The following is a 20,947-nucleotide window of genomic DNA, read 5'->3' on the forward strand; positions in this document are numbered from 1 at the left end:
CCTTCCTCTTCTCTAGGCTTTCCAAGCTTGCGGATGATTGTCGCTAATCAGCTCTGTTGCTGCTGCATTCGCAATGACTTGCTCTGGGTTTTTGCAGCCTGGAATAACGGATGTAACCGCGTCATGCTTCAAGCACCAAGCCAATGCCCACTTGGCCATATCCATGCCTTCTGGCACTTCGTTTTGCTGAATACGTTGAACTTCCTCTAGCTTCTGTCTCACGCTGTCAGCATCGTGGCGATGCCGAACGTCCGTGTTACTAAATACGGCGCCTGGTTTGTATTTACCGCTTAGATAGCCACTGGCTAACGGTACACGTGCGAGTACGCCAAGGTCTTGATCGATACAAGATTGGAAAACCTGATCTTCTGGCGCACGATCCAGACGGTTGTAGACAACTTGAATCGCTTTGGAATTCACCTTCGTGGATGCGGCAGTTTGATGAATATTGGCATTGCTGCCGATCGACGTGCCTAGGTGACGGATTTTGCCAGCTTGTACTTGTTTATCAAGGGTCGTCCAAAGATCATCATTATCGAATAAAGCATTAGGTCCGGAATGGAATTGGTATAAGTCAATATAATCCGTATGTAAAGCTTTAAGAGATGCGTCAAGCTGTTTAATGACGGCTTCTGCGCTAAATTCATCAGTTCGTGTGAATAAGTCATGGAAATGATGACCGAATTTTGTCGCTACAACCCACTTAGAGCGATCGCGGCGGGATAAATAATTACCGATAAATGACTCGGATAGGTGATCACCATAGCATTCTGCCGTATCAATTAAGTTAATACCAAGCTCTGCAGCTTGATCCAAAATTGCGTCCGCTTCTGCTTGTGTATAGGTTAATCCCCACTCACCGCCGAATTGCCAAGTACCAACACCTACGATGGAAACTTTCAGATCTGTTTTACCAAGTCTACGATATTTCATGTTAACCACTCTCCTTATTTAAGGTATCCAAATTCATTATACAACAACATTTTATTTTAGTTTAATGTAAGCTTTTCATAAATGGGTTACTGTGTAAATAAGAGTAATTTAAGGAGAAAGGATGTTGTTTCTATTGTTCAAAAAATATGTGCTAGGCCTATTGAAAGAATGGGTGCCTACTATAGCGTTTGCAATTATTATCGCGCTTGTCGTTAATACCTATGTTGCGCAAGCAATGACAGTTCCAACCGGTTCGATGCTGCCTACTATTCAATTACAAGACGAGCTGATTGTTGAGAAAATGAAGCCTTTAACTGACTTTGAATTCGGGGATATCGTTGTGTTTTGGCCCCCAATAGAGGGGAATGAGGATCGCTATGTGAAGCGTTTGATTGGATTGCCTGGCGACACGATTGAGGTCAGAGATGGAGCTTTATATAGGAACGGAGCTAAAGTAGACGAGCCCTATATCCAAGCGCCTATGACATATACTTTTCACGAAGTGACTGTGCCCGAAAGGAAATACTTCTTCTTAGGCGATAATCGTAACGACAGCTATGATTCTCATTTGTGGCCGGCAACACCTTTTGTAGCTGAAAAAGATATTATCGGCAAAGCCGTATTTCGCATTTTCCCTCTCAGTCAAATGGGGACCATTGATTAACATGAAAGAAGCTCCCAACCTCAAGTAGAGGAAGGGAGCTTTTTTTAGTGAGCAAGATGAGGGGAAACTTGGTTATCATCTTCACCATCTTCTTTTTTCTTCGATTTACGGTCCGAAAGTTTAATGTTCCCAACGAATAGCGTAAGGATCGCGCCGAGTAGCACGAATACTAGACCGTAGATAAACACTTGATGAAGCGAGGAAACAAGTGCATCTTTAATGATTGGCAACTTATCCACTAATTCTTTTGGCAATTTGGCCAACGCCTCAGGACTTAAAAGGGAGGAGTAGAGCGACTGCGGGTTCTTATGAATCATGTCAATTAACGGACTGCCTACTTCCGCGGGGAACTGCTTCACTACTGGCTCTAAATTTTGTTCAAGCAAAATCGTTGATTTATGATTCATAATAGCGCCGAGAATCGTCATCCCGAAGGTACCGCCGATTTGACGGAAAAATTGGCTGGAAGACGTTACCACACCAAGCTCCGATTTCGGGAAGCTTTCTTGCAAAGCGAGGGTCAGAATTGGCATGACAAGCCCCATTCCTAAACCAAGTAGAACCATGTAGCTAGAAGCGATCAACTTCGTCGTAGAAATACCCATTGTGCTAAGGAAAATAAAGCCAACAGCCATGACAATCATACCGATGAGCATTTGTCTTCGAACACCAATCTTATCAATCAATTGGCCCGAAACAACGCTGGCAGCAATCATTGTAATCATGAGTGGTGTCATAACGGTACCAGAAGCGGACGCGCTAATTCCGACAATCCCTTGCATGAACAAAGGAACGAACATTATAGCACCGAACATACCAACCGCCATCAGGAAGCCTACGCCGTTAATGGTGGAGAAGGTTCTATTTTTGAACAAACGCACAGGAAGGATTGGCTCTTGTGCTTTGCTTTCAATGAATACGAAGGCAACTAAGGACACGACAGCTAGTACGAACAGACCAATAATCTGCCAAGAGCCCCAAGCATACTCACTACCGCCAAACGTAAGCGCAAGAAGTAAACTCACTACACCGACAATCATGGTGACGATACCTGGGATATCGAACTTAACTTTTCCTACTGATTTATGCTTCGGTAAGGCAATAGAGATCAGAATAACAGCTAGAATACCAACAGGAAGGTTGATATAAAACACCCAACGCCAGTCCCAAGCATCTACGATCCAGCCACCAACTTGCGGCCCGATAACGGAAGATAAACCAAATATTGCTCCAAAAACACCTTGCCATTTGGCACGCTGTTTACCTGTGAATAAATCCCCGATAATAATCATAGCCATTGGCATCATGATACCACCGCCAAGACCTTGCAGACCGCGGAACAAGATAAGTTCCGTCATGTTCTGAGACATTCCGCAGAGGGCTGAAGCAACGATGAAGATGATGAGTCCTGTTACATAGATGACGCGGCGGCCCATTAAATCAGCCAGTTTACCAGCGATGGGTACGATAACCGTGGAAGTCAGCATGTAAGCTGTCGTTAACCAGGTCATCAGTCCGAGTCCGCCGAACTCACCAACGATACGCGGCATTGCTGTTCCTACGATCGTACCGTCCAAAGCTCCGAACAGCATGGCAATGATCAAGCCAGTAAGGAGGAGTCCCCTGTTTTTGAGCTCAGGTGCAGCTGCTTCGGAGACATCCTTAGGCGCTGCTTTTTGAATATTTTCCATCTGTATCACTCCTTTGATGTAATGAAATTAATAAAATGAAGTAAATTTTTCGAATGCATTTACGAAAATATGAAGTTCATCCGGGGGAAGCTGCGATAATCCGCGAGCAATTACTTTCTTCTGAATTTCGGTGGCTTCAGCGAGAATTTCATTTCCCTTAGGCGTATTTTCAACGAGTACAATACGGCGATCAGTCTCATGATGCTTACGTATAACATGACCACTTTGGACAAGTCGATCAATCATGACGGTTATTGCACTTGGCTTTACACCTAGCTTCTCTGCAAGCTGAGATTGTTTCGGTGATTGTTCCTTTGAGATCATCGCTAACATAAATAAATGCCGTGGTGTTAGCTCTGAGTCTATTTCAGCAATTACTACGTGAGCTAATCTGCGATGCGCCGTCTCAAATGCTGTGCGGAAGCGATTGGTATAGTCAGTCAATTCATCTTCCAAGTTATGACCTCCTTGTGAATTGTTAGAATTGTCTAATAATTAAATAATATAATAATTAAATTGAATAATAGTTAAATTGTTTAAGTAAAATATAAACCTGTCGATGATTGAAGTCAATAGGATATTTCTGAAAATTTCAGAAAACCAAGGAGTGATGTACTTGCATATCCTTTGTATCTTGCATATAATAACTGGTACATATACGTGGAAATGCTTTGACGGAGAAGAGTACGCAGTGCTTCTTGACAGGGAGGGAAAGCCAATGATTGAGAGCTGGCCCCGAGAATCAGGCTGTGGAAGTTCACTCCCGAGCAGTCCTTTGAACAGAAGCGCTAAGCAGCTTCTCAATAGAGGGAACCGGACACATCGTCCGTTATCTGGAATGAAGTGAGACTCGTTTATTTGTCAACTGGACATAGACGAATCTAATTAGGGTGGTACCACGGCTTTTCGTCCCTTGCGAGGGAGCGGAAAGTCTTTTTTGTGTTTTCATAAAGGGCGATTCAGAGGCCTAAATCAGGAGGGATTTCGATGAAAGAGCGGTTAGAGGCTTTGAAGCAGGAAGCGCTGCAGGAGCTAAGCGGCGTAGGAAGTCAGCAGGAATTGAACGATTTAAGAGTAAAATATTTGGGCAAAAAAGGACCATTAACCGAGGTTCTTCGCGGCATGGGCGCGTTAAGTGCTGAAGAAAGACCGGTCATCGGCCAAGTGGCGAATGATGTTCGCGCAGCGATTGAGGCTGTTATTGAAGAGAAACAAGCAGCGTACACGAAGGAAGAAACTGAAAACAGACTTCGTTCTGAAATGATCGACGTTACGTTACCAGGACGTCCTTCCCAGCAAGGTGCTGTACATCCTCTAAGCAAAGTTATTCAAGAGATTGAAGATATTTTCATCGGAATGGGCTACACCGTTGCAGAGGGTCCAGAGGTTGAGCAAGACTATTACAACTTCGAAGCTTTGAACCTGCCGAAGGATCATCCGGCTCGTGATATGCAGGATTCGTTCTATATTACGGAAGAAATTTTGATGCGCACGCAAACATCCCCTGTTCAAGTAAGAACAATGGAGAAGCGCAAAGGTGAAGTTCCGATTAAAATCATCTGTCCGGGCAAAGTATACCGCCGCGATGACGACGACGCGACTCACTCTCACATGTTTCAACAAATTGAAGGTCTGGTCATTGACCGCAATGTGCGGATGAGTGATCTCAAAGGGACATTGCTTCAGTTCGTACAAGAAATGTATGGCCCAGCGACCAAAATTCGCATGCGTCCAAGTTTCTTCCCGTTCACAGAGCCGAGTGTTGAAGTCGATGTGAGCTGTGCAATGTGTGGTGGTGAAGGCTGCCGTACGTGTAAACAAACAGGTTGGTTGGAGATTCTCGGAGCGGGCATGGTTCATCCGCGAGTTCTTGAAATGGGTGGCTATGATCCGAAGGAATACACAGGCTTCGCATTCGGTATGGGTGTTGAGCGTATCGCTATGTTGAAATATGGTATCGAAGATATTCGCCATTTCTATACGAATGATTTACGTTTCTTAAAACAATTTTTACATGTGTAAGCAATAGGAAAAGGAGGGTATAAGCATGAACGTTTCATATCAATGGTTATCCGAATATGTGGATGTAACAGGCTTCACAGCCGAGGAATTAGCTGAAAAATTAACCCGCAGCGGTATCGAAGTGGATATCGTCGAGGATCGCAATAAAGGTGTTTCCAACGTCGTTGTTGGATTTGTAAAATCCCGTGAGAAGCATCCAGATGCAGACAAACTAAGCGTTTGTGTGATTGATGCCGGGCAAGGCGAAGACTTACAAATCGTTTGCGGCGCCAAAAATATTGATGCTGGTCAAAAAGTTCCTGTCGCGATGATCGGCGCTGTTCTTCCGGGTGGACTGGAAATCAAGCGCGCTAAGCTGCGCGGCGTAGAATCCCAAGGAATGATCTGCTCGGCAAAAGAGCTTGGATTGAACGATAAATTGCTTCCGAAGGAAATCCAAGAGGGTATCTTGGTATTGCCGGAGGATACGGAAATTGGTCAATCGATTCTAGATGTATTGGCGATTAGCGATAAAGTCATGGAGCTTGATTTGACGCCAAACCGCTCCGATTGCTTGAGCATGCTCGGAGCGGCTTACGAGATCGCGGCGATCCTTGGCCGCGAAGTAAAACTGCCTGATGCGGAAGCTGCGCTTCAAGCGGCAGGAACTGCCGGTGTGAAGGCTGCGGACCGCATCAGCGTGAAGATCACAGCGACGGAGCAGTGCACGCACTACGCGGCTCGCCTGATCGAAGGCGTGCGCGTGGGCACTTCTCCGCTATGGATCCAGAACCGCTTGATGGCTGCGGGCATCCGCCCCATCAACAACATCGTCGACATCACCAACTTCGTGATGTTGGAGTACGGCCAGCCGCTTCACGCGTTTGACGCGGAGCAGCTGAACAACGGACACATCGATGTACGACTCGCTGAAGCTGGCGAGAAGCTCGTTACACTTGATGATGTGGAGCGTACCCTTGAACCGCACATGCTTCTCGTGACGGACGGCACAAAGCCTGTGGCAATTGCCGGAGTTATGGGTGGCGCCAACTCCGAAGTGACGGATGGAACTTCGCGGATTCTTCTGGAATCCGCAAAGTTCGCTGGCAGCTCTGTGCGCCGCACATCGCGCCAGCTAGGTCTTCGCTCAGAAGCGAGCCTTCGCTTCGAGAAAGAAGTGAACCCGGAATCGGTGATTCCGGCACTGAATCGTGCTGCTGCGCTGATTGCGCAATACGCAGGAGGTAAAGTCGCTGACGGCATCGTAGAAGCTGCTAGCGGAACGCACAAGGCGGTCAGCATCGAGCTTGCTGCTGACCGCGTGAACAACTATCTCGGCACATCGCTTTCCTTGACCGAGATGGGACAAATCCTTTCACGCTTGCATTTCACATTCGAGCAAGCTGGCGAAGGCAAGCTGCTCGTGCATGTGCCGAGCCGCCGCGGAGACATTACGCGTGATGTCGATTTGATCGAAGAAGTAGCACGTCTCTTCGGCTACGATAACATCCCGACAACCTTGATGACCGGTGTTACGACGCCAGGGTCACTGTCCAAAGAGCAATCCATCCGCCGGATTACACGCAATATCTTGACGCAAAGTGGATTGAATGAAGTGATTACTTATTCCTTCACCAACCCGCGGTCACACGGTGTCGCAGATGCTGAGGTGAATCCACAAGCGCAAATAGATGCTATTCCTGGTCTTTACCGGGCAGCGAAGCCAATTTCACTCGCGATGCCGATGAGCGAAGACCGCAGTCAGCTGCGAACTAGCCTAGTACCACATTTGCTTGATGTTGTTAGCTATAATCGCAATCGTACGATGGATGATGTCGCTATTTTTGAAATTGGCAAAGCATTCATTACTGACGAAGCAGCGCTTACGGTTCTACCGCAAGAAAAGCTGTTACTATCGATCGTATTGACAGGTAAACGTCGCCAAGCTCACTGGGCTCAGAAGGCAGAGGCTGTTGATTTCTACGACATCAAAGGGATTTTTGATCGTTTAATCGGGTACCTTGGAATTAAGGGACTAACATATACGTCAGCAGCACCAGAAGGCTTCCACCCAGGTCGTACAGCTGAAATCTCACTGGCTTCCGCTGAAGGTCCAAAAGTCATTGGTCGTATAGGCCAGCTACATCCGACTGCACAACAACAGCGTGATCTGGACGATACGTATGTGCTTGAAGTTGAACTAGCGCCTATCTTGGAAGCTGCTGGCGAGGAGATTGTTTATAAGCTGTTACCTCGTTATCCGTCTATCGGGCGTGATATTGCAGTAGTGGTGAATACAAGCGTCCCAGTTGGACTTATGGAGCAAGCGATTTCCGAGGTTGCAGGGGAATTGTTGGAGTCCATTCAGGTATTTGATATCTATACGGGAGAGCGCCTTGGTGCTAATCGTAAAAGCGTAGCAATCGCACTTGTGTACCGTCATGCAGACAGAACTTTGCTTGATGAAGAAGTAACTGAACTCCACGCCAAAGTTGTGGCAATACTTGAACAACAATTTGAGGCAGAGTTAAGAAAATAGTGTAACTTTCCTTCTAGGTTGCAGGAATATAGGCTGGTCTTATCGAAATTATTCTCGATAGGGCCAGCCTTTCATCTTAAGGGAGGATTTTAATTTGACTACTGAAGATAAAACAAGAATTACTGTTGATATATATGGACACCAATACAAGCTCAAAGCAGATACAAGCACCAATCATATGAAGGCCGTTGCTGAATATGTGAATGACCAAATGTTCCGCATTGCCAAAGGTTACCCCCGTTTGGATTCGCAGCGGATCGCTGTTTTAGCCGCAGTAAACATGGCTGATGAGTGCTTCCGAATGAATGAGATTTTGGAAGAGCTTAGCAAAATTCAGAAAGAGCAGGAAGCGACAAAAATCGCCTACGAGAAGCTCACAACACGGTATCACGAATTAAAGCAAGAGGATGACAAGAACCAAGCTTTACTCGCTGAGCAAAACGGGAAGCTGCAACAAATCCCAGAACTAGAAAAGCAATATAAGCAAGAAATGATAAAAGTAAGACAAGAACAAGAACAATCGAATCAGCAAATGCTGCAAATGAAACAGAAGTATGAACTTAGTAATCAACAGTTAGAGCAGGCCAAGCAACAACTTGAACAAGCGAAGCAACAGCAGGTTCAAGCCAAACAACAGATTGATCAAACGAAACAACAGATCGAACAAGCCAAACAACAGAATGATCAAGTGAAACAACAACAAGAGCAAACAAATAAACAAATAGAGCAGCTCAAGCAACAGCTTGACCAGGAGAAACGCCAAGGCTTACAAGTCAAACAGCAACTTGACCAAGAAAAACAACAGCATCAACAAAGCAAGCAGCAGCTTGATCAAGAAAAACAACAGCATCAACAAAGCAAGCAGCAGCTTGAGCAAGCGCAGCAACATAAATCGCAACAGCTTCTTAAGTTAACTGAACAGCATAAAGTTGAGTTGGATGTCATCGCGGAAGCACATCGCAAAGAAAATGAAAGTTTGCACCAACAGCTGCAAGAAGAGAAACAATCACTTATCCAGTTACATCTGCAAGATAAAGAAAACGCAGAACTTCAGCACCAAGAAGCGTTGGCATTACTATCCAAGCAAAGCGGTTCTGATATCGATGTCATCCATAAGCAGTACCAAGCACAAATCAAATCTATAACCGTGCAGCACCAGGAAGTACAAGCTTCCATGGCTCGGGAGCATCAATCTCAATTAGCGTCTTTGAGACAAGAGCATCAATCCGCTATTGGGACACTTACAGACGGGCATCAAGCTGCAATAGCACTTTTGGTTGAGGAGCATCAAGTTGCAACCGCGATCTTAACTGAAGAACATCAAGCGGCAATCGCACTCATGTCAGAAGAACATCAAGCAGAATTAGTAGCTATTTCAGATAGTCATCTCAATGAAATTGAAACAATTTCAGAAGAATACCAAACGGAGTTAACAGTAATTACGGATAAACTCCGAAGTGAATTAGCCAATCAAATTGATGAGCACCATTTCGAAATTGCTTCTCTGACAGAAAATCATCAAAATGAGATTAATTCTTTAACAGAAAATCATCAAAATGAGATTGCTATTCTCACAAATCAACACCAAAATGAATTGAGTGCAATTTCAGAGAAGCATCACAATGAATTGGAATCGCTCTCTAAGCAGCACCGAGATGAGTTAACCTTGAACAATACGAAAAATCATAACGAAATAGCAGCCATCGTACGCGGTCACCATGCTGAGATTCATGTGATTAAACAGAAACACCAAGCTGAGTTAGAAGTAGCAGCAAGCGCTCATAAAGAAGATATCGACTCGCTCGCGTCGTTATATCAGGAAGAAGAAGAGGCGAAAACCCGCCGTTTTGAAGAGGCGCAAGGTAATCTAGTAGGTCGCTATCAAAAACAACAAGCATCGTTCCAGCAACAGCTTGAGGAGCAAAAAGCAACGATCATTCAGCATTATCAAGGGAAAATTGAGGAATTACTTGCACAAATGCAGATAGAACGAGATACACGAGCTCAAGAATTTGAAGAGCAGAAAGAACTTATTTGGGCTCAAGCTCAGCAGGAAAAAGAAGAGCTCCTACAACTGAGTATGAACGACGAAGCTCAACAAGAAGAACTTCATGCAGTCAAAGAGGAATACCGAAAATTGCGTGAAGAATATGCTAAACTTCAAATCGAATACAACGAATGGATTGAGCTTGTAGAAGCTGATAGTCCAATTGGGTAGCCCTAAGTGACAGTGAACCTACTTGATTACGTCTTAATGTCGGTCATTGCCTTAGGACTGTTGATTGGCTACTTTAGAGGATTTATTTCACAAATCGTATCTATTTCGGGTATGATTCTCGCTTATCTAGTTGCCTTTTATTTTTACAAGGATCTTGCTCCGTTACTCAAGAGTGCGATCTCATTACCAACCTATCAGAATTATCATAAATATGAGTTCATCGTAAAAGGACTCAATCTAGATACTTATATTCTAAATGCCATTGCCTTCGCGCTCCTGTTTTTTGGTGTTAAACTTGCACTCATGGTCATTGGCAGAGCCTTGAATGTTCTTGCCAAAACTCCAGGACTAAGCACCATTAACCGTTGGAGCGGCGCATTACTGGGGTTAGCAGAAGCACTGCTCATCATTGTAATTGCTGTAAATGTGATGACTATCATTCCATCAGATGGCCCCCAGAAGCTGCTAGCAAGCTCATCTATAGCTCCGTATTTAATTAACGAGCTGCCGCAGGTTGCGGGGAAACTTCATGACCTGTGGAAACAAGGAATCTCCCTATAGAAACTACTGCCTTTTGAAAAAAGCAGTAGTTTCTATTTGTTTTTGGGGAGATACCATTTAGTAGGCTAGGGATAGGGCTTATCTACAACTTCCAAATAGTCATTATCCCCCCATTTTTTGAGAGATGATCAAGTCGTCTGAAAATAAAGAAAAAACCTGATCACAGAAGTCGTGAAAAGGTTTAATTGAGCAAGAACTGGTAAGTGTAATTATTCAACGATAAGTGTCGTTTTCATATTCGCATGGCCAGATCCGCACATGATGGAGCAAGTGATAGGGAATGATCCTGCTTTATCTGGTGTAAAGGTAACGGATTTATTTCCATTGTTGAGGTTAATGCTAAACTCCTTAATCGATGCTCCGTGAATACCTTGAGAATTGTCTAGTGTGATTGTGACCGACTCGCCTTTTTTGATACGATATTCGGTTTTATCAAATTGAAAATTTGTAGCTTTTAATACAACTTCTTGTCCACCTGCAGCAGCTTTCGTAGTAGCTGCTGGGGAAGCTGTGGCTGTCGTAGTTGTAGCTGGTGTTGTTGTAGCTTCTGTTGCTGTTTTGGAGTCTTTGTTTCCGCATGCTGTGATGGCAATAAGTACTGCTAGTCCCATCATAAGAATTGTAAGTTTTTTCATGGGTACCCCTCCGTATACATAATGATAACCTCATTATTGTACACGACCTTTTTCCAAATTACAGTGACAAACTGGTGAAACCACAAAGAAAAGATCGGCCCGGCGAGTGAGAACGCTGCAGGCCGATCTTTTTTTTGGCTTTACTTTAGCTATCAGTTATGGAAACTGACAAGTTTATCGACGATCTTCTCTACCTGTGATCCCCTGTTCGAACGGGGTTTTCACTGGAATGAATAGGTCGATGATCCCAATGACTAAAGCAGCTAAAATGGCACCTATCATGCTCGTAGACACATTGGTCACAATAAATTGAGCGGCCCAAATGACTAATGCGCTCACAATAAAACCTACGAGTCCTCTGCCAAATGGGGTGATTTGCTTGCCGAAGATTCCTTCAATGATCCAAGCCGCGATTGCGATAACGAGTGCCAAGAAAAATGCACTCCAAAATCCGCCGACTGAGAACCCTGGAACTAACCAGCTTACAAACATTAAAACCAAAGCTGAAACAATAAACCTTACCAGATGTCCAAGAAGATGCATGTCGTGAACCTCCTTCTTTCTGTCATGGAATAGGACCATTGACAAAAAAACGATTTTTTGAGCAGAAAGCTTTGATTGTGAGGATTTGCAATTCCTTTTGGCAGAGGATTAGATGCACGACTTAGTGTAACCAACTTTGTAATAATTATGGCGGGCAGTATCTTCCATATAATCATTGTCTCCGTAGCTAATCAGGATCTATTTGGTTTATAATATAGGGTAGAGAAAAGAGGTTGGAACATTGAATCCAAAAATAATAAAAACATTAGAATATCAGAAGATTTTACATAAAGTAGCTCATCATGCTTCGACATCATTAGGAAAAGAGACAGCGGAGAAGCTGGAACCTAAAGGAGATTTCGAACTCGTTAAGCTTCGCTTACAAGCTACTGATGAGGCGGTAAATGTAGAGAGGTTAAAAGGGAATGCACCTTTCGGAGGCATCCGAGATATTCGTGCGCCTCTGCATAGAGCTAGAATTGGTGGCATGCTGAATCCGACAGAGCTGTTGGAAATCTCAACTACGATGTTTGGATCGCGTAGATTGAAGCGATTTGTGCTTGCTGCTCATGAGGAATATGCGATCCCAATGTTAAAGGCGCAAGTGGAATTGTTGACAGAAAATAAACAACTAGAAGATAAAATCAATAGCTGCATCGACGAAAATGCAGTAGTTGTTGATGGAGCTAGCCCTGAATTAGGGCGAGTTCGAAGTGAGCTTCGCACAGGTGAAGGTAGAGTGCGCGAAAGATTGGAACAAATGATTCGTAATTCTTCTGTCCAGAAGATGCTGCAGGATGTGCTCATAACGATTCGGAATGACCGATTCGTTATTCCTGTGAAATCAGAGTATCGTTCCAGCTTTGGCGGAATGATTCATGATCAGTCAGCTTCGGGTGCGACACTATATATAGAACCAGATGCTATCGTGCAATTAAATAATAAAATTCGTGAACTCAAATTTAAAGAAGAGGCTGAAATTGAGAAAATTCTGCGGGCATTGACTGAGCTAGTTGCTGAACAAGTGGAAGTGCTTGTTTTGGATGTGGATCAGTTAGCAGAGCTTGATTTTACTTTTGCCAAAGCAGGTTTAGCTAGAGAATTAAAGGCTACAATGCCAAGATTGAATGATAGAGGCTTTATTAAGATTAAAAGAGGAAGACACCCGTTGATCGCGGCGGATGCCGTTGTGCCACTCGATCTGGAGTTGGGCAACGATTACTCACAAATTATCGTCACTGGCCCAAATACAGGCGGTAAGACGGTTTCTCTTAAAACGGTTGGACTTCTGAGTCTGATGGCGATGTCTGGACTGTTTGTACCCGCTGAAGAAGGGACGCAGCTCTGCGTATTTGATGCCATCTATGCGGATATTGGCGATGAACAAAGTATTGAGCAAAACTTAAGTACGTTTTCGAGTCATATGACGAATATCATTAGCATTTTGCGCGATATGACACCGAAAAGCTTAGTATTGCTAGATGAGTTAGGCGCGGGTACTGATCCTGCTGAAGGATCCGCACTGGCGATTTCAATTTTGGACTATATTCATCAAATTGGCTGCCGCATTATTGCAACAACGCATTACTCGGAATTGAAGGCATACGCTTATCAGAAACAAGGTACGATTAACGCTAGCATGGAGTTTGATATTCAAACGCTTAGTCCGACATATCGCTTGTTAGTCGGTGTTCCTGGGCGAAGTAATGCTTTTGCTATTGCTGAGCGGCTTGGATTGTCTCGTCGCATTATTGAACATGCGCGAACACAGGTAGGAGAGGAAGATCAGCGCGTAGAGTCGATGATTGCGTCCCTCGAGGAAAATCGCCTGATCGCAGAATCTGAACGTTATGCTGTGGAAGAGTTGCGTAAAGAAGCTGAAGCGATGCGCAAATCGTTGGAGGCTCAGCAGCTCAAATTCGATGAGCAACGTGATAAGCTGCTCGAAAAAGCGGAGCGCGATGCTCGCGAAGCTGTTGTCAAAGCTCGCCGCGAAGCTGACGAGGTCATTGCGGACCTGCGTCGCATGGCACTGGAAGAAGCCGGTGGTGTCAAGGACCACAAGCTAGTTGAGGCGAAGCGACGTCTGGATCAAGCGACACCTGAACTGCGCAGCAAGCAAGTGCGTGCATTGAAGAAGCGTCCTGAGCGTATTGAAGCAGGGGATGAAGTCAGAGTCATTTCATTAGGACAAAAAGGGCACGTTGTTGAGCTTGTCGGAACAACCGAAGCCAACGTTCAATTGGGTATTATGAAAATGAAAGTTCAGTTATCCAACCTTGAGAAAACTGGCAATGCGCCACAGTCGAAGCAACCGCAGAAAGTGGCTACGACACTTAAGCGAACCCGCGATGATAATGTCAAAATGGAATTGGATATGCGCGGCATGAATATGGAAGAAGCTTTGATTGAGGCAGACCGCTTCTTAGATGAATCCTTCTTGAGTAATTTTGGCCAAGTGTATTTGATTCATGGTAAAGGAACAGGTGTCCTTAGAACGGGAATGCAAGAATATTTGCGTCGACATCGACACGTGAAGAGCTATCGGATGGGCAATTACAATGAAGGCGGAGCTGGGGTTACGGTTGTCGAATTGAAATAACTTTTAAATTTTTGATCCTTTTTGAAACTCATTCTTCGGTAATGCGTATGAAATAGATATAAAAGAGTATTAAACCTTAGGAGGAATTTTAGATGGGAATTTTCAAAAGACTTCGTGATATGACAATGGCTTCAGTTAATGATTTATTGGATAAGGCAGAAGATCCTGTCAAAATGTTAAATCAGTTTTTACGCGATATGGAAGAAGATATTTTGGAAGCTGAAACGGCAGTTGCGAAACAAATTGCTATTGAAAAGAAATTTAAATTGCAATTTGAAGAGTCCGAAGAGATGGTTACAAAACGTACAGAGCAGGCTATGAAAGCCCTGGAAGCAGGGAATGAAGATTTGGCCCGCCGCGCACTGGAAGATAAGAAAGAGCACCAAGGTCGTTATGATGAACTGAAACGTCAATATGATCTAGCCAAAACAAATGCGGATCAGCTTCGTGGGCAGTTGGCGGAGATGAAAGACGAGTTTAATAAAATGAAAAACAAAAAAGATTTGTTAATTGCTCGCGCAGAAACAGCGAAAGCACAAAAACAAATCAACCAAGCAATGTCTGGGTTTGGTACAGACAATGCTGCTAAAGGCTTTGATCGTATGAGTGAAAAGGTTCTTCAAATGGAAGCTGAAGCACAAGCAAGTGGAGAGATTCGCTCCAAAAACCGCAGCTTAGATGATGAGATTGCTGGTTTGGGTGGAAGCAGCAGTGAGATCAATGATGAATTGGCTGCAATGAAAGCTAAGCTTGCTGAAAAAAAACAATCCTAATGATATACTAGTTGTACCTGCGAGAGACTGAGTCATACTCAGTCTCTACTACCATATATAGGGAATAAGGGATTTCGTTAAAATCTCTCTACTTGTGTAAAGGAAGGCAGGAGATGATATGAACGAAGAGGTGGATGTCTTGTTAAGTAATCCGTATTTAGCTACGCTTGCTTTTTTTGCTGTAGCAGTGGTCGCGCTTGTTGTTTTCCTTACTATCTTCGAAATGGTTACGAAGTATGATGATTGGGCTGAAATTAAAAAAGGAAATCTATCGGTCGCCATGGCTACTGGTGGGAAAATTTTTGGGATTTGCAACTTGTTCCGTTTCGCCATTTTAAACAATGACACCATGATTCACTCTCTCGTTTGGGCCGGATATGGCTTCGTGCTGTTGTTGGTTGCATACTTTATCTTTGAGTTCCTAACGCCTTATTTTAAAATTGATGAGGAAATTAAGAAGGATAATCGTGCGGTAGGTTTCTTATCCTTAACGTTGTCTGTCTCCTTATCCTATGTGGTTGGAGCATGTGTAACTTAGTATCATACATAGTCTTGGAGGCTTGAACAATGAAATACCTGTGGGGAACCTTGTTTGCTATCGCGCTTGTGTTTGTAGCGGCAGGGGTTTATTATGTATGGAAATATGCCTAGATGCAATTAGCTGGAGGATTTCGCAATGAGTAGCAATGAAGAAGTTGTATGTCCGTGGTGCCAAACCGAGATCGTTTGGGATCCCGAAATTGGACCAGAAGATGAGTGTCCACACTGTTTTAATGAATTGAATGATTACCGCAGCATTGATTTGAAGGTTAAGCAAACAGGGCAGAAGCTTCGTTTCAATGAACAAGAATATGCCGAATCCGATGAGGATTTATCATTGGCTTGGGATGATTCCGATGAGCCACTTGATAAGTATGGCGAGAAGGTCCAACAATTAACGGATGAGCAGGAAGAAGCACCTGAGTGCTCAAGTTGTCATGAATTCTTGCTCCTAGCTGGAACTGAAGTGACAAGCGGAGCTTCCTTCACCCCCACGATTCCCAAAACGTTAGGGAGTGCGTTCTTAACAGGCCCTTTCACAACGGATGTTTATGTGTGTCCATCTTGTTTCCGAGTTGAGAAGGTGCTTTCAGACACGGACCGATTACTGATGGTTGAACGCATCAAATCAGAATAAGATCGTTGGAAATGAAACCGAGTCCTCGTGGATTCGGTTTTTTTGCGTGCATTCGCCTCATAATTTCACTCCAAAGGGGAAGGTTAACAAAAGCCTATAATCGGTCTCAATTAGGAGGAGGAGTATGCAAACGAATCAAACGAATGTGAAAAGTAAAGGGAAACTGGATGCTCAAGCGATCCTTTTGCTCGTTGTTCATGCACTATTCGGCGGAGCAAATGCCTTATCGGGTACATTCGTCGGTGTTTATTTGTGGAAAGCCAAAAATGACTTTACGTTAATCGGCTGGTTTACCTTAACAACCCATTTGACGATGGCTATTACCTTTTGGTTGGCTGGAAAGTGGGTAAAAGAACACAATAAAATGAATTGCTTACGTATTGGTGTATCCATATCAGCGTGTTTTTACATGCTGGTGCTCTGGATGGGGACTAGCAGTGTCCATTACTTCGTTTGGTTAGGTATGGTCCAAGGGATCTCAGTAGGCTTGTTCTGGATTGCTTTCAACGTTGTATACTTTGAAGTGACAGATCCAGATAATCGAGATCGATTCAATGGTTGGGTTGGCTTATTGGGTGCTTGTGCAGGGATTATCGCTCCTTGGATTTCAGGTTTACTCATCGTTACGTTAGGGGATGGAGCGGGATATCGTCTTATCTTTTCCATCTCGTTAGGCATATTTCTATTAGGCGTTGTGGTCAGTTTTTTTCTGAAGAAGAGGAAATTGAGTGGCACCTACGAATGGCTCTTGCCTCTGCGAATCCTTAGGCAACCTCAAACACCTTGGAAGCGAGTAAGTCTGGCTTTACTTTTTCAAGGCGTACGTGAGGGTGTATTTGGATTTATGATTGGATTGCTCGTGTACATATCGACTTCAAGTGAAGCCAGTCTAGGTAATTTCGCTCTAATTACTTCATCCGTAGCGTTAGTTAGCTTCTGGGCAGCAGGGCGTTTCATTCGTCCTTCTTTTCGAAAAATGAGTATGTTCATTGGCTCGGTGATGGTTGTTCTTGTGATCTTGCCATTTTTTTGGAAAATGTCTTTCAGCACCCTGCTGATATTCGGGATCGGTTCTGCACTTTTTTTCCCCATGTACTCCATTCCAATGGTGTCCGTTGTGTTTGACTTAATTGGATCGGATGATGAAAGTGCCAAACAACGAGAAGAGTATATTGTTCTGCGTGAGTTATCACTGAATGTAGGGCGCGTATGTGGCGTACTTTTATTTATATGTGTTATTTCTTGGAGTAAAGAGCCGCTTGTCATCAATGTGCTGTTACTCGTCATCGGAAGCTCAACATTCTTCTCTTGGGTATTCATTCGAAACCAGTTACCTGCAGCCAAGTCTTGACAGCGGCTAGGTTTCAGCGTGAAAATGTGAGTAGCATGAGTAAGGGATGAGGAGGGGGCACCAATGCCGCCAAAAATGGTGAATAGCATCACAGAGCTGATCGGAGATACCCCCGCGGTGCGCGTAAATCGCTTATTGGAACCGGAAGCTGCTGAGTTGTATGTGAAATTGGAGTATTTCAATCCGAGCGGAAGCGTGAAGGACCGGGCTGCATGGAATCTCATTGATCAGGCTGAGAAGTCAGGACAACTTCAGCCAGGTGCGACAATTATTGAGCCTACAAGCGGAAATACGGGGATCGGACTCGCGATGAACGCCGCGGCCAAGGGCTACAAGGCCATCTTGATTATGCCGGACAATATGAGCAAGGAACGCATTAATATCCTGAAAGCCTATGGTGCTGAAGTCGTTCTAACACCAGCCGCTTTGCGGATGCCAGGTGCCATTGCGAAAGCTGTGGAGTTACGGGATCAATTCCCTGGCAGCTTTATTCCACAGCAGTTTGAAAATCCAGCGAATCCGGGTATTCATCGCGTAACGACTGCACCTGAAATTTTGCAGCAAATGGAGGGCAAACTGGATGCTTTTGTTGCTACCTCAGGAACTGGAGGTACGATTACGGGGACTGGTGAAGTGCTTCGGGAGCATTTGCCGAATATCCAGATTTATGTAGTGGAGCCGAAGGGATCACCTGTACTTTCTGGTGGAGTCCCTGGGCCACATAAGCTCGTGGGGACAAGTCCAGGTTTTGTTCCGGCTATTTTGAACACAAGCGTTTATGATGAGATTGTGCAAGTGGCGGATGAGGATGCCATCCAAACGATGAAGGATTTGGCGAGCATGGAAGGCATCCTTGTAGGTCCTTCGGCTGGAGCCTCGGTATGGACGGGGATGCAGGTTGCAAGAAAGCTCGGGGCAGGAAAGCGAGTGCTTTGTATTGCACCAGATACAGGCGAGCGATATTTAAGTATGGATCTCTTTTAACCCTTTTACGAGGTGAATTGGGAGCATTGAGCCACTCGGATGGTTATCCAGTGGCTTTTTATTTTGCCAATCCTAGAGGAATTTTCAAATATATATAAATATTCTGCCTTTCTTCCGCGATCAGTAATTGAATTAGGACAGCAATTCATTGTAAGATGAATGGATGAATGAAACATATCTCAGAAAGGTAGGTTTAACCATGGATACTTTGAAGCTTAAAATTCTCGATTTACTAAAGGAAGACGCCCGCAGGAGCGCGGATCTGATCGCCACCATGTTAGGAACGGCGGAGGCCGAAGTTGCGCGAGCGATAAGCGAGATGGAAGCGGATAAGGTCATTGTCAAATACGCGACAGTCGTGAACTGGAGCAAAGTAGATGACGAAAAGGTTACCGCCCTAATTGAAGTACAAATTACGCCGGAGCGCGGGCGCGGGTTTGATGCGATTGCGGAACGGATCTATTTATATCCGGAAGTCAAATCGGTTTATCTCATGTCTGGCGCGTATGATTTGCTCGTTGAAATTGAGGGGAGCTCGCTCAAACAGGTGGCTTCATTCGTTTCCAACAAGTTGTCGCCAATCGACCGTGTGCTTTCTACGAAAACGAATTTTATTTTGAAAAAATACAAACAAGACGGCATTATTTTCGAAGATCAAGAAGATGATCACCGAATGCTTGTTTCGCCGTAAGGGAGAGGTAGCGCTATGATCAAGGATGAGACTACGATTCAAACTAGCAAAAAATCAATGAAGGACTACCTCGCTCCTGCGGTACGTGAAATGAAGCCTTCTGGGATTCGGAAGTTTTTTGATCTCGTAAGCAATAGTAAAGAGGACATCATCTCACTAGGTGTTGGCGAACCTGACTTTTCCACACCGTGGCACGTTCGTGAAGCAGCTGTACATTCCTTGGAGCGCGGCAGAACGAAGTATACGCCAAACTCCGGTATTCCTGAGCTCCGCGAAGCAATTGCGAACTATTTGTATACCTCTTTTAAAGTGAAATATGAGCCTTCGAACGAAGTGCTTGTAACGGTAGGCGGCAGCGAAGCTATTGATCTAGCACTGCGTTCACTGATTACACCTGGGGATGAGATTCTGATTCCTGAGCCTTGTTATATTTCATACTCACCGATCACTGCCATTAGTGGTGGTGTGCCAGTGGGTATCGAAACTTTTGCAAAGGATCAGTTTAAATTGACGGAAAAGGCACTTCGCGATGCGATTACGCCAAAATCCAAAATATTAATTCTATGCTATCCTAGTAATCCAACTGGCGGCATTATGACGTATGAAGACTGGCTGCCGATTGCGAAAGTTGTTGAAGAACATGATCTGATTGTCATTTCTGATGAAATTTATGCGGAATTGACGTACGGTCAGAAGCATGTGAGCTTCGCAGCAGTTCCTGGGATGCAGGACCGGACGATTCTCGTTAGCGGATTCTCCAAAGCTTTCGCAATGACAGGCTGGCGGATGGGGTATGCTTGCGGTCACAGAGAGCTAATCTCGGCAATGACCAAGATTCACCAATATACGGTCATGTGTGCACCTGTCATGGGGCAAGTAGCCGCTCATGAAGCGTTGACGAATGGATTGGAAGAGAAAGACCGGATGATTGAATCCTATAATCAACGGAGACGATTAGTTGTCAAAGGCTTCCGTGAAGTCGGACTTGAATGTCATGAACCACAGGGCGCATTCTATGCGTTCCCAAGCATTGTGGCAACAGGATTAACCTCAGACGAATTCGCACAGCGACTTTTGTATGAGTCTAAGGTAGCTGCAGTACCTGGTGATGTATTTGGTTTAGGTGGAGAAGGATTTCTACGGTGCTCTTATGCCTATAGTGTTTCCCAACTGAATGAAGCATTAGAGAGAATCGGTAATTTCTTGAGGAAATTATAATATTCTTTATAAATTCATATGTTCATAGGAGACGAAAACTGGTATTCTAAGAGTAAGGAGGGATGAGCATGGCTTTTATGGAATATCAGCTTACTAACTTTCAGAAGCAATTTCAAATTCGCGAGCAAGAGTTCGGACAGCGTTGGCTGACCAGAAATGCCAAGAAGCAAAATTCCCTAGTTTTACTTGAAGAAGAGATCAATACCTTGAGACGTAAAATGGAACAGATGGTCATGGAAGGTAGAGAAATGACATCTGATGCGGTTGTTGAATTAAGTACGATGCTGGATCAAAAAATAAATGAATATATGACATCTGGAAAGAAAAGTCGGTGAAAACCGACTTTTCTGGCGATTATCGATAAAG

19 protein-coding genes are annotated in these 20,947 nt (G+C 44.4%); 14 read left to right on the forward strand and 5 right to left on the reverse strand.

The window, feature by feature from the left end:
- Positions 1-12: 12 nt before the first annotated feature.
- Entirely contained in the window at positions 13-933 is a 921-nt protein-coding gene (locus ACSQ8O_RS08960) for an aldo/keto reductase (protein ID WP_436241282.1), read from the reverse strand.
- 121 nt (positions 934-1,054) lie between these two features.
- Between ACSQ8O_RS08960 and lepB the strand changes: the two genes are divergently transcribed.
- The gene (gene lepB, locus ACSQ8O_RS08965) at positions 1,055-1,597 is read left to right on the forward strand and encodes a signal peptidase I (protein WP_436241283.1); all 543 of its coding nucleotides are present in this window, start codon (positions 1,055-1,057) and stop codon (positions 1,595-1,597) included.
- 44 nt (positions 1,598-1,641) lie between these two features.
- On the opposite strand, the gene ACSQ8O_RS08970 is transcribed toward lepB, so the two are convergent.
- Both ACSQ8O_RS08970 and ACSQ8O_RS08975 read right to left on the reverse strand, forming a co-directional pair.
- Entirely contained in the window at positions 1,642-3,189 is a 1,548-nt protein-coding gene (locus ACSQ8O_RS08970; RefSeq protein ID WP_436241981.1) for an MDR family MFS transporter, read from the reverse strand.
- 126 nt (positions 3,190-3,315) lie between these two features.
- A complete protein-coding gene (locus tag ACSQ8O_RS08975) occupies positions 3,316-3,744 on the reverse strand; it encodes a MarR family winged helix-turn-helix transcriptional regulator (RefSeq protein ID WP_056609374.1) in 429 nt (142 codons plus the stop codon).
- A 531-nt stretch (positions 3,745-4,275) separates the two neighbouring features.
- Here ACSQ8O_RS08975 and pheS point away from each other — a divergent pair.
- From pheS to ACSQ8O_RS08995, 4 genes are all read left to right on the forward strand, one after another.
- A complete protein-coding gene (pheS, locus tag ACSQ8O_RS08980) occupies positions 4,276-5,310 on the forward strand; it encodes a phenylalanine--tRNA ligase subunit alpha (RefSeq protein WP_436241284.1) in 1,035 nt (344 codons plus the stop codon).
- Positions 5,311-5,335: 25 nt separating this feature from the next.
- Entirely contained in the window at positions 5,336-7,828 is a 2,493-nt protein-coding gene (gene pheT / locus ACSQ8O_RS08985; RefSeq protein WP_436241285.1) for a phenylalanine--tRNA ligase subunit beta, read from the forward strand.
- A gap of 94 nt (positions 7,829-7,922) precedes the next feature.
- Positions 7,923-10,046, forward strand: a complete 2,124-nt coding sequence (gene zapA / locus ACSQ8O_RS08990; protein WP_436241286.1) for a cell division protein ZapA — start codon at positions 7,923-7,925, stop codon at positions 10,044-10,046.
- 12 nt (positions 10,047-10,058) lie between these two features.
- On the forward strand, positions 10,059-10,607 hold the full coding sequence (locus ACSQ8O_RS08995) for a CvpA family protein (protein WP_436241287.1): 549 nt from the start codon (positions 10,059-10,061) through the stop codon (positions 10,605-10,607).
- A gap of 209 nt (positions 10,608-10,816) precedes the next feature.
- On the opposite strand, the gene ACSQ8O_RS09000 is transcribed toward ACSQ8O_RS08995, so the two are convergent.
- Positions 10,817-11,242, reverse strand: coding sequence for a hypothetical protein (locus ACSQ8O_RS09000; protein WP_436241288.1), 426 nt, complete (start codon positions 11,240-11,242; stop codon positions 10,817-10,819).
- Positions 11,243-11,416: 174 nt separating this feature from the next.
- On the reverse strand, positions 11,417-11,785 hold the full coding sequence (locus tag ACSQ8O_RS09005) for a phage holin family protein (RefSeq protein ID WP_056609386.1): 369 nt from the start codon (positions 11,783-11,785) through the stop codon (positions 11,417-11,419).
- Between the two features lie 241 nt (positions 11,786-12,026).
- Here ACSQ8O_RS09005 and ACSQ8O_RS09010 point away from each other — a divergent pair, with 241 nt between their 5' ends.
- The 9 genes from ACSQ8O_RS09010 to ACSQ8O_RS09050 all read left to right on the forward strand — a co-directional run bounded on the left by ACSQ8O_RS09010 (position 12,027) and on the right by ACSQ8O_RS09050 (position 20,916).
- Positions 12,027-14,387 (forward strand): endonuclease MutS2, encoded by a 2,361-nt coding sequence (locus ACSQ8O_RS09010; RefSeq protein WP_436241289.1) that lies wholly within the window; start codon positions 12,027-12,029, stop codon positions 14,385-14,387.
- 92 nt (positions 14,388-14,479) lie between these two features.
- Positions 14,480-15,160: a PspA/IM30 family protein gene (locus ACSQ8O_RS09015; protein ID WP_056609392.1), complete on the forward strand. Its 681-nt coding sequence runs from the start codon at positions 14,480-14,482 to the stop codon at positions 15,158-15,160.
- A gap of 118 nt (positions 15,161-15,278) precedes the next feature.
- Positions 15,279-15,698 (forward strand): DUF350 domain-containing protein, encoded by a 420-nt coding sequence (locus tag ACSQ8O_RS09020; RefSeq protein ID WP_056609395.1) that lies wholly within the window; start codon positions 15,279-15,281, stop codon positions 15,696-15,698.
- A gap of 138 nt (positions 15,699-15,836) precedes the next feature.
- Entirely contained in the window at positions 15,837-16,337 is a 501-nt protein-coding gene (locus ACSQ8O_RS09025) for a hypothetical protein (protein ID WP_056609397.1), read from the forward strand.
- 124 nt (positions 16,338-16,461) lie between these two features.
- A complete protein-coding gene (locus ACSQ8O_RS09030) occupies positions 16,462-17,688 on the forward strand; it encodes an MFS transporter (RefSeq protein WP_436241290.1) in 1,227 nt (408 codons plus the stop codon).
- 63 nt (positions 17,689-17,751) lie between these two features.
- Positions 17,752-18,672, forward strand: a complete 921-nt coding sequence (gene cysK / locus ACSQ8O_RS09035; protein ID WP_436241291.1) for a cysteine synthase A — start codon at positions 17,752-17,754, stop codon at positions 18,670-18,672.
- Between the two features lie 199 nt (positions 18,673-18,871).
- On the forward strand, positions 18,872-19,363 hold the full coding sequence (locus tag ACSQ8O_RS09040; protein ID WP_056609404.1) for an Lrp/AsnC family transcriptional regulator: 492 nt from the start codon (positions 18,872-18,874) through the stop codon (positions 19,361-19,363).
- Positions 19,364-19,378: 15 nt separating this feature from the next.
- Positions 19,379-20,581 (forward strand): aminotransferase class I/II-fold pyridoxal phosphate-dependent enzyme, encoded by a 1,203-nt coding sequence (locus ACSQ8O_RS09045; RefSeq protein ID WP_056609406.1) that lies wholly within the window; start codon positions 19,379-19,381, stop codon positions 20,579-20,581.
- A 68-nt stretch (positions 20,582-20,649) separates the two neighbouring features.
- Complete coding sequence (locus tag ACSQ8O_RS09050; RefSeq protein WP_436241292.1) at positions 20,650-20,916, forward strand: aspartyl-phosphate phosphatase Spo0E family protein; 267 nt, start codon at positions 20,650-20,652, stop codon at positions 20,914-20,916.
- Positions 20,917-20,947 lie beyond the last annotated feature (31 nt).

The sequence above is a fragment of the Paenibacillus sp. LjRoot56 genome, assembly GCF_964253335.1.
Classification (GTDB): domain Bacteria; phylum Bacillota; class Bacilli; order Paenibacillales; family NBRC-103111; genus Paenibacillus_E; species Paenibacillus_E allorhizoplanae.